We start from the raw sequence: 12,929 nt of genomic DNA, 5'->3' as shown, positions 1-12,929 counted from the left end.
CCCCCCCCCTCTCCTCTCCCTCCCCTTAACCCGCTTCGGCGGGTTTTTTGTTGTTCAAAAAAAATATCGTTTATTTTAGAGATCGGTGTTGACCAATCGTTCTCTAAAGAATACAGTTTGCACATCGTCCTCTTGAGAGAACGACCAAGACCGATAGCAACAAGGGGCAGCGTGGAAGGCGGCCAATCGTGGTGAAGGTCTTGGGTAATGCCACACGAACGGTGAGAGCCCGGGCCGGAGACGTAACCGGCAACCTCGGAGATTAGGCAAGCGGTATGCCACCTCATTTGGGATGAGGGCTTCACAGGTTCGATCCCTGTATCTCCGACCAAATTTAGACAACCAGCAACAGGACCCAGCCCCAACCAGGGCAGCAGTGAAGCGCCTGACCAGCGCGTAAGAACGACAAAGCCCGCACAAGGCGGGCTTCGAAGGACCGGGTACCACCCGGTCAGTGAAAGCCGAGGGACCAACCCCAGCAATCAGGACCCAGCATGACGAATCAACTGGGAATTAGCGAGGACCAACTCGCCAACAGACGCAAGGATAACATGATGAAAGTCACTATTTCCAGAGCCGCAAAACGCGCCGACCAGATCGTTGCCGCCATCGCCGACCGCCTGAACGGTAACGCCGCCCGCCGCCGGGCCATCAAGCAGCGCCTGCACTTGGCCATGATGGCCACCGAGCGGCACCAGCTCGTCGCAGCCCGCACCGCCAAGTCTGCCAAGGTGCGCACCATGACCGCCATGAAATGCCGCGCCCTACTCCACTGGCGGGCCGAGTTCCACCGCAACGCCATCTGACCCGGGTCTGGCGCTTCCCTCATAGCGCCGTAGCCAAAGCCTCTTTCTCAAGCACCGCAAGGATGCTTTGGCTTCGCTCACGCCAAATTCGGCTGGGCCTGCTCTTTAACAACCTGGAACCGGCTCACAACCACAAATCCCGATGCCGGTAGGGATGCGCCGATACCCCGTTCAATCCGGAAGGCGGTGCGTGAACGTGAATGGTGGCCACTGGCAACAGTGGCCAGCCTGGAGCCCCTTGCATCAGGGGGTTGCAGGCTGACAGCCGCCCCAAACAGATCCATAATACCCCCTTCGAAATAAGGAGGGGTTATGAATCGAGTGGGGGGTTGGTGGCATGCAATGCTGCTCAGTGGATCGTTGATAGCATTTGGTATATCCGCGAAGACTGATGAAGATAACTGGTTCGTTGTAGATACCTGCGATTGGGCTCATGGATTCAATCTTGACCGAGATGGTGGCACCGATAGCCAGATAAGTTTGGTTATATCAGATCAAGGGGTGTTGGCTTTGTCATTGCCGAGCCGGTTTGCCGCTGGTTTCAGAGGTACGGATGGGGCTGTAGATGACATGGTGATTACCATCAACGGTGTGAAGCTCAGGTCTGTAGCTGCTTATGTTAGCGGCAAGAATGAGGGCGTGTTGGTAAAGCCAGTATCAGATGATGGCCAGAACTTTTTATTGAATGCAGTGCATGCCTCAAAGAAAACCGACATTATTTTCCAAGGAAGAACGGCAAGCGCAAAGTTCCCAGAGCTTCAGATCGGCATCGATGCGCTTCGTAAGTGTAAAAAACCTATTTAGCGTATTCACGCAATAACGCTAACAGAGCCCAGCAACTGCTGGGCTTTTTCGTTTTTACAACCACAGGACCCAGACCATGAAAAATCTGACCGAAGCCCAGGTGATGGGCTTTCGCGGCGCGATGGTGCCACCCACCCGCCGCAAGTACCACGTAGACGCCGCCCCATCCGCCGAGCAAAAGCGGATGGCCAAGACGCATTTAATAGGCACCGCGAGTGTGTCTCGGCTTTCTGCAACCTCTTTTTGCCAAAAGAAGCTGCGTTGCACCGTTCTTTCACAACCTGGATCTGGGTAGTCACCGCTCGCAATCTGCTGGCCCGGCAGATCGCCATTACCCCGTCGAACCGGAACATGGCGCGGATAAAGGTGACGGCAGCCACTGGTGACAGTGGCCAGCCTGGAGCCTCTTGCAACAGGGGGTTGCAGGCTGTGGCCTGGTGAGGCGAGGCATGGCAAGGCCGGGTGCGGCTTGGCTGGGCGCGGCGAGGCGTGGCAAGGCAAGGGAGGTGGCGGACCTCGTTAAAAACCGCCCAGCGCCAAGCGCATTCCCTGAGTGTGTTTGGCCCTGCGGCATGGCCTAGTTTGGCCGGGCATGGCTTGGCAGGGCTCGGTTGGGCAAGGGCTCAGACGAGCGTAAAGCCGATTCAATGAGTCGGTTTTGCGACGCGCGAGCGTTAACAACCGTGGCTTGGCAAGGCGCGGCTTGGCCTGGCATGGCAGGGCTTGGCGTGGCAAGGCAAGGGCCCGGAAGGGCACATCAACGAGGACTAAAAGATGGCAACACTGAAACTGACACTGACGGGCACCACCCCGTTACTGATGCACAGCGACCGCTTTAGCGACCCGCTGGATCCGATGACCAAGGCGCACAAGGCATTGACCTCCAAGCGCAAGAAATCCGACACCGACCACGAGGATATCGCCCGCTCCGAACTACTGGGGGCGATCTACTTCAGCAGGGCCAGTGGCATCCACCTGCCGGGCAGCAACCTGAAAGCCTGCCTGACCGAGGCGGCCAAGCTCAACAAGTTGGGTACCGAATTCAAGCGCAGCCTGCTGGTGCTGGAAGATGAGATCACACTGCGCTACGACGGCCCGCAAGACCCGCAGCAACTGGTAGACACGCCGGGCTTCTCGCTGGCCAAAAGCGTCAAGGTGGGGACCGCACGAGTGATGCGCCACCGCCCGCGCTTCCCTGCTGGCTGGCAACTGGTCTTTCACATCGAATTTGACGACACCAGGCTGGATCGCAGCGAACTGCTGACCGTGCTCGGCAACGCCGGTCGCTATGTGGGCGTGGGCGACTGGCGCCCAGCCTGCGGCGGCACTTACGGCCGCTTCAACGTGGAGGTGGCCGGATGACTCAGGAAGAACAACTGACAGCCTGGGATGCTCTCGGGCTCCACTACGGCGATTTCATCAGTCACGCAGACTTGCGCCGCATGCTGGGGTTGGAACGCCCCTTCCCGGAAAAATACCCCAGCATCCCCGAATACGATGCTGCCCGCGACGAGTATGAGTGGCGGGTGCTGCGTAGCGTCAACGAGTTGCGGGAGCTGCTGCTGACCGAGCGCAAGATCTATCTCGACATCAAGCGTGGGCACGGTTACGAGCTGGCTTCCCCGTCCGAACAGATAGCCATTGCCGCCAAGCAGTACACCAAGACGCTGGAACGCGAGACCCGCAAGCTGGTCGAGGTTAGCGTCAACGTCAATCTTGATGCGCTGGATACCAGCCAGCGCCACCGCGTCACCCAACAGCAGGATCGCGTCGCCGCCCTGGCTGACTTTATGGGGCGCGGCAAACAGCTGACCATCAGCGTGACCAGCGACTAACCAACCACCACAGGACCCAGACCATGAAACCACTGACCGTCGCCCAGGTAATGGGCTTTCGCGGCGCAATGGTGCCACCCACCCGCCGCAAGTACCACGTAGACGCCGCCCCATCCGCCGAGCAAAAGCGGATGGCCAAGACCAAGGCCGCCACCCGCCGCGCCATCGAGGAGTATCACGAACGGCGCACCCTGCGACTGGAAATGGAGATGTAGCCATGACCAACGAAACCGCCCTGCTTGCCCTGCTGGAGAGCCGCGAGGCCGAGGCCAACGCCAAGGCCGAGTGGATCGCCGAGTGGTGTGACGCCAACCGCCCTCTGCTGCTGGCTGGCCAGCTCGAAACTGACTTATCGACCCTGCTGCGCGAGGTGAACCACGACCAGGACCTGCAGCTCAACCAGGCGATGTTACTGCTGATGACCGAGGTCGAGCCCGCCCCGTTGATGCAGCTCACCAAGCAGTTGATGGACGCTGCCCTGGCCGCCATGGCCGAGGAAGCATGGGGTTGTCACACCGCCGACCTGCAAACCGCCATGAGCGAGGAGCAGTTTGAGCGGTATCAGCACAGGAGCGCAGCATGAGTAAGCACACACCGGAGCCGTGGGTTATTTGGAATGGAGGGGATGGCATCATGATGTATGGGAGGGAACCAAAGCGAGGCGGGGTAGCGCTGGCAATGTGCTGCAACGAGCTTGTTAGCGGCAGAACAGCAATCGCCAACGCCCGCCGCATCGTGGCATGCGTGAATGCGTGCCGTGGCCTGCCCACTGATGAGTTGGAGCAGAAAGGACTGGTCGCTGCCGTTGGCACCCAGCTGCTGGATGTTGAGCGGCAGCGCGACGAGCTGCTGACTGCGCTGGATGGAGTATTGCAGTGGGTTGCTTATGGTCAACCGGATGATCTCAACCACTTAGACAGGGCTCACGCCGCAATCAGAAATGCCAAAGGCGGTGCCGCATGAATGCCATCGCCGACACCTCCACCGCGCACCCGCTTGGCCGGGTGTTCGGCCTCTCCAACGAGGAGTACCACGCTGGCCCCGGGGTCAGCAAAAGCCAGCTCGACCAGATCGCCGAAAGCCCAGCCACCTATATCTGGGCCAAAAACGCCCCGGTAGATGAGGAGAAGCTCAAGGCCTTCGACATGGGCAGCGCCATCCACTGCCTGCTGCTGGAGCCCGACGAGTTCAAAGACCGCTTCATCATCGCCCCACCGTTCAACCGCCGCACCAACGCCGGCAAGGCAGAAGAGGCTGAGTTCCTAGCCAGCTGCGCAGAGCTGGGCAAGACGGTGATGGATGCCGAGGAGGGACGCAAGCTCTACCTGATGCGCGACAGCGTGATGGCCCACCCGGACGCACGCTGGCTGCTGGAGCAGGAAGGGCACAGCGAGGCCTCCTTCTACTGGATTGACCCCCAGACCCAGGAGCTGTGCCGGATCCGCCCCGACCGCCACCTGAGCAATCACCCCATCATGATCGACGTGAAGTCGGTGGACGATATGGGGCGCTTCGAGCGCCATGTCGAGGACTTCCGCTACCACGTGCAGGATGCCATGTACTCCGAAGGCTTCCACCGGGTGATGGGCGAGGAGCCGGAATTCGTCTTTCTGGCTGTCAGCACCAGCGTGAACTGTGGCCGCTACCCGGTGCGGGTGCGCCCCCTGACGGATGACTGGAAGGATGCGGGCAAGGACCTGTTCCGCCGCGACCTCCATCGCTTCCACGACTGCCGGGTCAACAACGACTGGCACGACTTCAAACCCCTCCAGCGCCCAGCCTGGGCGACAAGGAAAGCAGCATGAGCAGCATCACCAGCCTCAAACAGCAGGCGGCCGATAACTTCGCCGCCCAGTTCCCCATTCTTGTCCAGCGAGGCATCGACGAGCCGACCTGGAACGCCCTGTGCAACACCATCTACCCGGGTGCCAACCCCGATTCGGTGGTCATGGCCATCGACTACTGCAAGGCTCGCGGCCTGGACATTCTGCTCAAGCCGGTCCACCTCGTCCCCATGCAGGTAACCGATGCCCGCAGCAAAGAGAAGGTCTGGCGGGATGTGCCGATGCCCGGGATCGGCATGTACCGGATCCAGGCCGATCGCTCCGGCAACTACGCGGGGGCCGATGAACCCGTGTTCGGGCCGGATGTCACCGAGGAGTTTCAAGACCCCTACAACCAGAGTGTCAACATCAAGGTCACCTACCCGCAATGGTGCAAGTACACCGTCTTCAAGATGGTCAATGGCCAGCGGGTGGCCTTCCACGCCCTGGAGCGCTGGAAGGAGAACTACGCCACCCAGAGCGGCAAGACCGAGTGCCCCAACGCCATGTGGCGCAAGCGGCCCTATGCCCAGCTCGCCAAGTGCACCGAGGCGCAGGCGCTGCGCAAGGCCTGGCCGGAGATCGGAAGCGAGCCCACCGCCGAGGAGATGGAAGGGAAGGAGATCATCATCAACGAGATCCCAGGCAACCAGCCACAGCAGACTTCCCCAGCGAAGAGCCGCGCCCTGGATGCCATCCGCGGCCAGAGCACCGAACCGGTCACCCTGGAGCATGAGCAGATGGCCGAACCCGCCCAGGCGGACCACGCCAACGCCTACGCCGACCACTGCGCCGCCATCGAGGGGGCATGTGATACCACCGAATGGCAGCAGGCCTACACCACCGCTTGGACCTGGGCCAGCGAAACCGGCGACAAGGAGATCGAGAAAGGTATCAAGCAGATCGCCGGCGAGCGCAAGAAACAGCTCAGCGCCCAGCAATAACCCACAAGGCCCGCTCACTGCGGGCCTTTTCAATCCTAAGGACCCGTCATGACCGAACAAGCCAAGACCGACAACACCCAGGCCCAACTGGTTGTCATCGAACCCACTACCGCCGTCGCCCTGTTCACCGAGGGCCAGGGCGTGGCTGAACTGCTGGCCGACATTCGCCAGAAGGCAACCAGCCTGGTGCCCGACATCACCACCGCCAAGGGCCGCAAGGAGATCGCCAGCGTCGCCCATTCTGTCGCCCGCACCAAGACCTACCTGGACGGGCTCGGCAAGGAGCAAACTGACAAGTTCAAGGAGATCCCCAAGCGCATCGACGCCAACCGCAAGCAGATCCGCGACACCCTGGACGCCCTGAAAGACGAGGTGCGCGCCCCGCTCACCCAGTACGAAGCGGCAGAGGAAGCCCGAGTGGCAGCACTGCAATCCCGACTGGCCCGCCTCAATGAACTGGGATCCTCTGCCAGTATCGAGATCGCCGCCGCCGACCTGCAGGTCATGCTGCAGGAGGTCGAGCAGAACGCCATGGACGACTCCTGGCAAGAGCTGCTGCCCCAGGCGACCGTCGCCAAGGAGCTGGCAACCAAGCGCCTCGGCGAGGCCCTGGCAGCCCGCCAGAAGTACGAAGCGGAGCAGGCAGAGCTGGAGCAGCTGCGCCAGAAGCAGGCCGAACAGGATCGCATCGACCGCGAGCGCCTGATAGCCGAGCAGGCGGCGGAGCAAGCCCGCCGGGAGGAAGAGAATCGCCAGCGCCTGGAGCGTGAAGCCGCCCAGCACCGCGAGCAAGAGGCCCAACGCCAAGCCCTGGTGGCACAGCAGGCTGCAGAGCAGGCCCGGCGTGATTCCGAAGCCGCCGAGCTGGCCCGCAAGCAGGCCGAAGCCAACGCTGCTCGCCAGGCGGAAGAGGCCGCCGCTCGCGCTGCTGAGCAAGAGCGTCAGCGCATCGAGCAGGAGCAGGCACGCAAGCAGCAGGAAGACGAGCGTCGCGCCGCCGACATGGAGCACCGCCGCACCGTCAACAACGCCATCCTGATGGACCTGATGGGCCTAGGGATCGATGAGGGGAAAGCCATCAACCTCATCAAGCACATCGCCAGCAACAAGATCGACCATCTGACCATCAACTACTGATCACCCGCCCCGCCGCCAACGGGGCCCTTGCACTCCCAGAGGACCAACCATGACCACGATGAACCCCAGCGAGGCGACCAGTCTCGCCCTGAACACCCTCACCAGCCAGATCCGCAACATCCTGCTGATGCCGGACGGCCCGGCCAAGGCCGCCATTGGCAGCTTTGAAACCCTGCTCACTGCCAACCTGACCATGATCAGCGAGGCGGCCAACGCCCACATCGACGAGTTCAACACCCTGATCGGCGAGCTGGAAGGCCGGGATGGCGAGCTGCTCACCCAGGCTGCCCTGGTCAGCCAGCTGCGCCAGCAGGTAGCCGAAGCCGAGCAGCGCATTGCAGCAGCACGGCAAGAAGGCGCCGCCGAGCTGGAGGCCATGGCAGACGAGCTCTACAAGACCCAGCGCATCCTGAACGATGTCCAGACCAAGTACGGCGCCCTGCAGTACGCCACCCGCCAGCTCGAGCGTCAACTGGCCGACCTCAACGCCATGGATCCGGCAGGCATGAAACGCCGCATCAAGGAGAAGAACGAGCTGCTGGAGGAGCAGCGCACTGCGATCGCCAAGCACAAGAGCAACGAAGCCTCCTACCGTGCGGAAGTGTTAAAGCTGGGGCGCCGTATCAGTGAGCTGCTGAGCGCCATCAACGAGCAGGATCGTGAGCTGGAACGCCGTCACACCATCATCATGGAGCTGGAGAGCGCCCGAGCCGCTAAGCTTATCTGGCACAAACACCTCGGCAAAACCTACAAGGGTGAGGATGGCACGCTCTGGGACGTATACATGGTGGATCATGGCCTGAAATCAAACCTCCCCTACCTCATCAACGACCTCAGCTGGAAGCTGCACGCCATGAAATCCGATGGCTCCGGATGCTCGGTCATGCTGAGCCAGTGGATGAACCCCATCTACCCGGCGCCCTATGGTTCCGGGGCCCCTGATGCCATGACGCAGGACATCTTCGCCTTCATGCAGGAGGCACTGGAGCAGAGTCACCCCCACCTGCAACCCCGCACCGAATGGGCCAAGACAGTCAGCATCCATGAATGCGGCCTACCGCCGCGCACCATCAAGCCGCTGGAAGAGGCCGGGATCGACACCCTCTACAAGGTGATGAGCCACCAGGGGAACAAGCTGGACAAGGTGAAGGGGATCGGCCAGAAGCTGGTCGGCCAGATCGTCTATGCCTGCGAGCTCAAGGTGAAGCTGTGGGAGGAGAAGTTCGCAGCTGGCCAGCACGCTGAGCAGCACAAGGAGGCTGCATGAAGATCGACATCCACAGCACAAACCACAAGTACCGAGTGATCTACGCGGACCCAGCCTGGCAATTCAAATCGAAGAAGTCAGGCGGCTCAATGAAAAGCGGGGCTGCGCAGGTGTACAGCGTCACATCGATAGAGGACATGAAGGCGCTGCCAGTGGCGAGGCTGGCAGACGACAACTGCATGCTGGTCATGTGGTGGGTAGGCAGCATGCCACAAGAGGCCATAGACCTGTGCCAAGCCTGGGGATTCCGGATCATGACCATGACCGGCTTGGTGTGGGAGAAGCGCACCGTAAACGACAACCCCCACTTCGGTATGGGGTGGGCAACCCGGGCCGGTGCGGAGTGCGCCCTGATCGGCATCAAGGGCAAAGTCAGCAACCTGGTAGTAGACAAGGCTGTGCGCTCGGTCATTCGAGCCAAGGTGGGGCGCCACAGCGAAAAGCCGCACGAGTGCCGAGAGGCGATCGAGAAACTGTGCGGTGATGTCCCACGCATCGAGCTCTTTGCCCGCTCTGCAGCCCCAGGCTGGGATTGCTGGGGCAATGAAGCCCCATCACTACCAGAGCAGTCCGCCGCCTGATACCCCCAACCAATCCACCGCCAGCCACACAGAAACGAGTGGATAACTCGAGGCCCCCCATGAAAGCCACGGAAAACCCCTACTGCGGTGCAGTAGTCATCGGGTTGGGCGTCGTCATGCCCCATCCCAAGCAGCCCGGCAAGTTCGTTCTGCCAGGCGGCATCACCTGCGACAGACAAACCGCCGAGGCCGCAGCCAAGAAGATACACGACCTGCAGGCCAAGAAAGCCCGCAACTAACCGACCAAAGGACCCAGACCATGTGGTTTAAAAACCTTCAAGTTTACCGTTTCACCCGCCAGTTCGAGTTGACCGCCGAACATCTGGAAACCCAACTGGAGGCGTGCGCCTTCACCCCCTGCGGCAGCCAGGATATTTCCCGCTTTGGCTGGACCCGACCCTTCGGCAAGCTCGGCCACACCCTGACCCATGCCGCCAACGGCCAGATCCTGCTTTGTGCCCGCCGCGAGGACAAGATCCTGCCGACCGCCGTCATCAAGGAAGCGCTGGCAGAGAAGGTGGAGGCCATCGAGTACGAGCAGGGCCGCGCCCTCAAGAAGAAAGAGAAGGAGGCACTCAAGGAGGAGCTGCTGCACACCCTGCTGCCCCGGGCGTTCAGCCGTACCGCCAACACCTTCGCCTGGATCAACCCGGCCGACGGCCTGCTTATGGTCGATGCCTCCTCCGCCAAGAAGGCGGACGATGTGCTGGCTCTGCTTCGCAAGTCCATTGGCAGCCTGCCGGTGGTGCCGGTGGCGCTCAAGAACCCACCCGAGATCACCATGACCGAGTGGCTGCAAGAGGGAAACCTGCCGGCAGCTTTCACCCTGGAGGATGAATCCGAGCTACGCAGCGCCATGGAGCACGGCGGGATCGCCCGCTTCAAACAGCAAGACCTGATGACCGACGAGGTGAAAAACCACCTCGCCAACGACAAGCTGGTCACCAAGTTGGCCCTGAACTGGGGTGAGCGCCTCAGCTTTGTGCTGGACGATGACCTCTCCATCAAGCGCCTCAAGTTCAGCGAGGACATGCGCGAGCAGAACGACGACATCACCAGTGAAGATCCGGCCGCCCGCCTGGACGCGGACTTCGCCCTGGTGACCGGCGAGCTCTCCCAGTTCATTCCGGCCCTGTTCAATGCCCTGGGTGGTGAGGAGGCGCCGCTATGACCGACATCACCATTACCGACACCAAAGAGGTCTGGGTGGTTTACACCAACACCGACCTCACCGAGGGGCGTGGGCATCAGTACCCGATCCACGTCTGCGGATCAGCATCCACCGCCGCACGCATGGCGACACGCAAGGGCGTCCAGGGGAGCGACGCTCACGTCAGCAAGGAGATCGCCGTGAAGGTGCGAGGCAGTTGGCTGGCGCCGGTGAGCATCATCGAGCCCAACGACGCAGATCGCCGTGCTGATGCGCTCAACGCCGAGCGCCTGCGGGTGATGGACAAGGCCCGGGCTGCCGGCCTGACGGACGACGAAATCAGAATGCTGGGGGATGTATGAGCGAACACACCAAGGGCCTGCTGCGGGTAGGCCACTCGGGGGCGGTTGTGGCAGACCACCCCATCCCCGAAATGAGCGGCAGCGATGCCACCGAATACTACGGCGGTCACTTGGTCGCCGAGTCCGTCACCGCCGCCAATGCCCGGCGGCTGGCCGCCTGCTGGAACCTACTGGACGGCTACGACACCAAGGAGTTGGAGGGCGTGAGCCTGGCCGAGTTTGTGGCCAAGCAGGCTTACCTCAAAGAGATGAACACCCATGACGGGCTCAACATCTCCATGTCAGGCATAGCGCTACAGATGGTGGCGGCATCATTCGCCGGACAGTTCAAGGCCAACGGCGCCACCAACTACCTGGAGCTGAGCGGCAGCCATCCGGAAACAGGCCCCTTCACCATCACCATGCAGCGCACCCATGGCCTCACCCCGGCGCAGAAGCTGGCCGCCATGACCAAGCAGCGGGATGTGCTGCGCGAAGCGCTGAATGGCGTGCTGGGTGTGATGAACAACAGCCAGGGCGTGGCCGGTTGGCACCAGAACGGAGCCATCGCCACCTGGGACGAGCTGCTGCCGGAGGTGGCCACCGCCCTCGAATTTGTGGAAGGAGAGCAATCGTGAAGCACGAACTCAAGATAAAGCCGAATTACCTAGCCGACGCCACCCGGCAATGCGGGGTGATGGCGGAACTGCTGCGAGATATACACGAATACATCGGCGCCTCAATACCGCAGACCATCTCAGAGCACTACCGGGGGTGCGATCTACTTGATCGCATCGACGACCTGCTGGCTGGCCAGTTGCCGGATCCTGCTGTGACAGTAACCGAAACCATCCGCACCGCGCCGGAGCGGATCTGGCTGCAGATTGGAGACCAGAGCCACTACCACAGCGAGCCATTCCCGAGCGATACCAGCGAGGTGAGTTGGTGCGCTGATTCGGTGATTGCCTGCGAGGTGCCGTATGTGCGGGCGGACCTAGCTTGCCAGGCGCCCCTGCGCTCATCCGATCAGCGCTTGCTTGATTGGGCCGTTACGAGTTGGCATGAACAGGTTGCACACCGCCCCATGGAGAACGTTTATCGCAGAACTTTGGATAGCGTATGGCGACAGGTGATCCGTTTTGCTGGCGAAGACCCGCACTCCATTATTGGCCCCTCGCATGATGACCTGCTCTATCCAGAGCAAGTACAGAAAGGAGGTGAGCCGTGCGATTCCGCGAGCCCATCATCCAGCCCGGACTGACCCGCACCGAAGCCGAAGAGACCCGCGCCAGATACCTCCGCATTAACCCCGGCGCCCGGGTCACCATCGACAGCCAACCCGATAACCCCCAGCTCAAGACCCTGATAGCCCACCTCCCCGTCCTGCCGTTCAGGCAAGTCATGGATCCCGGCTTTATCGGGTACCGGGGCTGGCGAGCATAACCAGATCCCCGGCCTGCCCGGGGCTTCCAATTCAAGGACTCACCATGGCGAAAATCTACATAGCCGGGCCTATCTCAGGCCTGCCGAACTTCAACCGCGACGCCTTCAATGCCGAGGCGCACCGCCTGCTTGGCCTGGGCCATGTGGCCCTAAACCCGGCGATCCTGCCGGATGGGCTGGAGCAACACGAATACATGGCCATCTGCATCGAGATGGTTAAGATGGCAGATCAGCTGGTCATGCTGCCTGGCTGGGAGCGCAGCGCCGGCGCCAGAGCAGAGCACGCCCTGGCCATCAAGCTCGGCAAGGCCATAATCCTCCCCGTGCCGCACTTGGCTGACGAGGTGGCGGCATGACCAGACAGCGGGCCGCCGGGCTCGCCATCCTGGCCATTAACATTCTGGCCGTCATTGTGGCGGCCGCACTGATTGGAAGGTGGTAGGCATGAGCGGAAAAGAATATCCACTCGACGTTTACGACGTCAGTTGTGATAGGCAGCGCATTTTCATGTCTCGCGGCCATCACGACATCCATGAGTTTATGAGGGCTGTGCGGGCTGAGGGATATGACTGCTTCCTCTGCGTTCCAGAGTATCGCTGGGTTAAGGTTGTTCCAGACTCGACAGGTGAGCACAGCCACATCTTCGCCTTCGTCAAAGAAGGCACTCGTGGCGCCTTCCCGGCAACCTACTCATGGGAGGCGCACAAAGACGAAACCTACGAGGCAAAACACCCGGCTACATCATCTGCCGCTGATTAACGGCCCTTCCTTCAATCCACCCAGCGCCCCATCCTCTGG

The 12,929-nt window shown here is 61.4% G+C and carries 21 protein-coding genes and 1 tRNA gene; all 22 read left to right on the top strand.

All coding sequences use genetic code 11. The features are described 5' to 3' along the window. Nucleotides 1–256 precede the first annotated feature (256 nt). The 22 genes from J9892_RS12250 (at nucleotide 257) to J9892_RS12145 (ending at nucleotide 12,890) form a co-directional block, all read left to right on the top strand. Nucleotides 257–331 (top strand) — tRNA-Pro (locus J9892_RS12250). Nucleotides 332–554: 223 nt separating this feature from the next. After that, entirely contained in the window at nucleotides 555–806 is a 252-nt protein-coding gene (locus J9892_RS12245; RefSeq protein ID WP_246876665.1) for a hypothetical protein, read from the top strand. A 312-nt stretch (nucleotides 807–1,118) separates the two neighbouring features. Then, complete coding sequence (locus J9892_RS12240; protein ID WP_210538409.1) at nucleotides 1,119–1,610, top strand: hypothetical protein; 492 nt, start codon at nucleotides 1,119–1,121, stop codon at nucleotides 1,608–1,610. Between the two features lie 76 nt (nucleotides 1,611–1,686). Continuing rightward, the gene (locus J9892_RS12235) at nucleotides 1,687–1,905 is read left to right on the top strand and encodes a hypothetical protein (RefSeq protein WP_210538445.1); all 219 of its coding nucleotides are present in this window, start codon (nucleotides 1,687–1,689) and stop codon (nucleotides 1,903–1,905) included. 479 nt (nucleotides 1,906–2,384) lie between these two features. Further along, a complete protein-coding gene (locus J9892_RS12230) occupies nucleotides 2,385–2,972 on the top strand; it encodes a hypothetical protein (protein ID WP_111896653.1) in 588 nt (195 codons plus the stop codon). Further along, on the top strand, nucleotides 2,969–3,445 hold the full coding sequence (locus tag J9892_RS12225; RefSeq protein ID WP_210538408.1) for a hypothetical protein: 477 nt from the start codon (nucleotides 2,969–2,971) through the stop codon (nucleotides 3,443–3,445). Before J9892_RS12230 ends, J9892_RS12225 begins: the two co-directional genes overlap by 4 nt. 23 nt (nucleotides 3,446–3,468) lie before the next feature. After that, entirely contained in the window at nucleotides 3,469–3,660 is a 192-nt protein-coding gene (locus J9892_RS12220) for a hypothetical protein (protein WP_210538407.1), read from the top strand. A gap of 2 nt (nucleotides 3,661–3,662) precedes the next feature. Next, complete coding sequence (locus J9892_RS12215; protein WP_210538406.1) at nucleotides 3,663–4,028, top strand: hypothetical protein; 366 nt, start codon at nucleotides 3,663–3,665, stop codon at nucleotides 4,026–4,028. Then, complete coding sequence (locus J9892_RS12210; protein ID WP_210538405.1) at nucleotides 4,025–4,408, top strand: hypothetical protein; 384 nt, start codon at nucleotides 4,025–4,027, stop codon at nucleotides 4,406–4,408. Before J9892_RS12215 ends, J9892_RS12210 begins: the two co-directional genes overlap by 4 nt. Continuing rightward, nucleotides 4,405–5,250, top strand: a complete 846-nt coding sequence (locus tag J9892_RS12205) for a PD-(D/E)XK nuclease-like domain-containing protein (RefSeq protein ID WP_043163235.1) — start codon at nucleotides 4,405–4,407, stop codon at nucleotides 5,248–5,250. Before J9892_RS12210 ends, J9892_RS12205 begins: the two co-directional genes overlap by 4 nt. After that, nucleotides 5,247–6,212, top strand: coding sequence for a phage recombination protein Bet (gene bet / locus J9892_RS12200; RefSeq protein ID WP_210538404.1), 966 nt, complete (start codon nucleotides 5,247–5,249; stop codon nucleotides 6,210–6,212). Before J9892_RS12205 ends, bet begins: the two co-directional genes overlap by 4 nt. 48 nt (nucleotides 6,213–6,260) lie before the next feature. Then, a complete protein-coding gene (locus tag J9892_RS12195) occupies nucleotides 6,261–7,349 on the top strand; it encodes a hypothetical protein (protein WP_210538403.1) in 1,089 nt (362 codons plus the stop codon). 49 nt (nucleotides 7,350–7,398) lie between these two features. Then, nucleotides 7,399–8,616: a hypothetical protein gene (locus J9892_RS12190; protein WP_210538444.1), complete on the top strand. Its 1,218-nt coding sequence runs from the start codon at nucleotides 7,399–7,401 to the stop codon at nucleotides 8,614–8,616. Further along, nucleotides 8,613–9,197 (top strand): MT-A70 family methyltransferase, encoded by a 585-nt coding sequence (locus J9892_RS12185; RefSeq protein ID WP_064339862.1) that lies wholly within the window; start codon nucleotides 8,613–8,615, stop codon nucleotides 9,195–9,197. The genes J9892_RS12190 and J9892_RS12185 overlap by 4 nt, the downstream gene beginning before the upstream one ends. Nucleotides 9,198–9,256: 59 nt before the next feature. Continuing rightward, nucleotides 9,257–9,436 (top strand): hypothetical protein, encoded by a 180-nt coding sequence (locus J9892_RS12180; RefSeq protein WP_043163230.1) that lies wholly within the window; start codon nucleotides 9,257–9,259, stop codon nucleotides 9,434–9,436. Nucleotides 9,437–9,456: 20 nt separating this feature from the next. Next, nucleotides 9,457–10,368 (top strand): recombination-associated protein RdgC, encoded by a 912-nt coding sequence (gene rdgC / locus J9892_RS12175; protein WP_210538402.1) that lies wholly within the window; start codon nucleotides 9,457–9,459, stop codon nucleotides 10,366–10,368. Continuing rightward, nucleotides 10,365–10,709 (top strand): hypothetical protein, encoded by a 345-nt coding sequence (locus J9892_RS12170; protein WP_210538401.1) that lies wholly within the window; start codon nucleotides 10,365–10,367, stop codon nucleotides 10,707–10,709. The genes rdgC and J9892_RS12170 overlap by 4 nt, the downstream gene beginning before the upstream one ends. Next, nucleotides 10,706–11,326: a hypothetical protein gene (locus J9892_RS12165; RefSeq protein ID WP_210538400.1), complete on the top strand. Its 621-nt coding sequence runs from the start codon at nucleotides 10,706–10,708 to the stop codon at nucleotides 11,324–11,326. The genes J9892_RS12170 and J9892_RS12165 overlap by 4 nt, the downstream gene beginning before the upstream one ends. Further along, on the top strand, nucleotides 11,323–11,949 hold the full coding sequence (locus J9892_RS12160; protein ID WP_210538399.1) for a hypothetical protein: 627 nt from the start codon (nucleotides 11,323–11,325) through the stop codon (nucleotides 11,947–11,949). The genes J9892_RS12165 and J9892_RS12160 overlap by 4 nt, the downstream gene beginning before the upstream one ends. Next, on the top strand, nucleotides 11,913–12,131 hold the full coding sequence (locus tag J9892_RS12155; RefSeq protein WP_042027561.1) for a hypothetical protein: 219 nt from the start codon (nucleotides 11,913–11,915) through the stop codon (nucleotides 12,129–12,131). Before J9892_RS12160 ends, J9892_RS12155 begins: the two co-directional genes overlap by 37 nt. 44 nt (nucleotides 12,132–12,175) lie before the next feature. Beyond that, a complete protein-coding gene (locus J9892_RS12150; RefSeq protein WP_210538398.1) occupies nucleotides 12,176–12,487 on the top strand; it encodes a DUF4406 domain-containing protein in 312 nt (103 codons plus the stop codon). A gap of 88 nt (nucleotides 12,488–12,575) precedes the next feature. Beyond that, a complete protein-coding gene (locus J9892_RS12145) occupies nucleotides 12,576–12,890 on the top strand; it encodes a hypothetical protein (protein ID WP_210538397.1) in 315 nt (104 codons plus the stop codon). Nucleotides 12,891–12,929: the final 39 nt, after the last annotated feature.

The sequence above is a fragment of the Aeromonas sp. Prich7-2 genome, from assembly GCF_017939255.1.
Classification (GTDB): domain Bacteria; phylum Pseudomonadota; class Gammaproteobacteria; order Enterobacterales; family Aeromonadaceae; genus Aeromonas; species Aeromonas caviae.
This window is presented reverse-complemented; position numbering and strand designations above follow the sequence as displayed.

Bases quoted from the DNA above. Each gene is read 5' to 3' on its own strand.
- J9892_RS12245 (WP_246876665.1), top strand. From the start codon at position 555: ATGAAAGTCACTATTTCCAGAGCCGCAAAACGCGCCGACCAGATCGTT.
- J9892_RS12240 (WP_210538409.1), top strand. From the start codon at position 1,119: ATGAATCGAGTGGGGGGTTGGTGGCATGCAATGCTGCTCAGTGGATCG.
- J9892_RS12235 (WP_210538445.1), top strand. From the start codon at position 1,687: ATGAAAAATCTGACCGAAGCCCAGGTGATGGGCTTTCGCGGCGCGATG.
- J9892_RS12230 (WP_111896653.1), top strand. From the start codon at position 2,385: ATGGCAACACTGAAACTGACACTGACGGGCACCACCCCGTTACTGATG.
- J9892_RS12225 (WP_210538408.1), top strand. From the start codon at position 2,969: ATGACTCAGGAAGAACAACTGACAGCCTGGGATGCTCTCGGGCTCCAC.
- J9892_RS12220 (WP_210538407.1), top strand. From the start codon at position 3,469: ATGAAACCACTGACCGTCGCCCAGGTAATGGGCTTTCGCGGCGCAATG.
- J9892_RS12215 (WP_210538406.1), top strand. From the start codon at position 3,663: ATGACCAACGAAACCGCCCTGCTTGCCCTGCTGGAGAGCCGCGAGGCC.
- J9892_RS12210 (WP_210538405.1), top strand. From the start codon at position 4,025: ATGAGTAAGCACACACCGGAGCCGTGGGTTATTTGGAATGGAGGGGAT.
- J9892_RS12205 (WP_043163235.1), top strand. From the start codon at position 4,405: ATGAATGCCATCGCCGACACCTCCACCGCGCACCCGCTTGGCCGGGTG.
- bet (WP_210538404.1), top strand. From the start codon at position 5,247: ATGAGCAGCATCACCAGCCTCAAACAGCAGGCGGCCGATAACTTCGCC.
- J9892_RS12195 (WP_210538403.1), top strand. From the start codon at position 6,261: ATGACCGAACAAGCCAAGACCGACAACACCCAGGCCCAACTGGTTGTC.
- J9892_RS12190 (WP_210538444.1), top strand. From the start codon at position 7,399: ATGACCACGATGAACCCCAGCGAGGCGACCAGTCTCGCCCTGAACACC.
- J9892_RS12185 (WP_064339862.1), top strand. From the start codon at position 8,613: ATGAAGATCGACATCCACAGCACAAACCACAAGTACCGAGTGATCTAC.
- J9892_RS12180 (WP_043163230.1), top strand. From the start codon at position 9,257: ATGAAAGCCACGGAAAACCCCTACTGCGGTGCAGTAGTCATCGGGTTG.
- rdgC (WP_210538402.1), top strand. From the start codon at position 9,457: ATGTGGTTTAAAAACCTTCAAGTTTACCGTTTCACCCGCCAGTTCGAG.
- J9892_RS12170 (WP_210538401.1), top strand. From the start codon at position 10,365: ATGACCGACATCACCATTACCGACACCAAAGAGGTCTGGGTGGTTTAC.
- J9892_RS12165 (WP_210538400.1), top strand. From the start codon at position 10,706: ATGAGCGAACACACCAAGGGCCTGCTGCGGGTAGGCCACTCGGGGGCG.
- J9892_RS12150 (WP_210538398.1), top strand. From the start codon at position 12,176: ATGGCGAAAATCTACATAGCCGGGCCTATCTCAGGCCTGCCGAACTTC.
- J9892_RS12145 (WP_210538397.1), top strand. From the start codon at position 12,576: ATGAGCGGAAAAGAATATCCACTCGACGTTTACGACGTCAGTTGTGAT.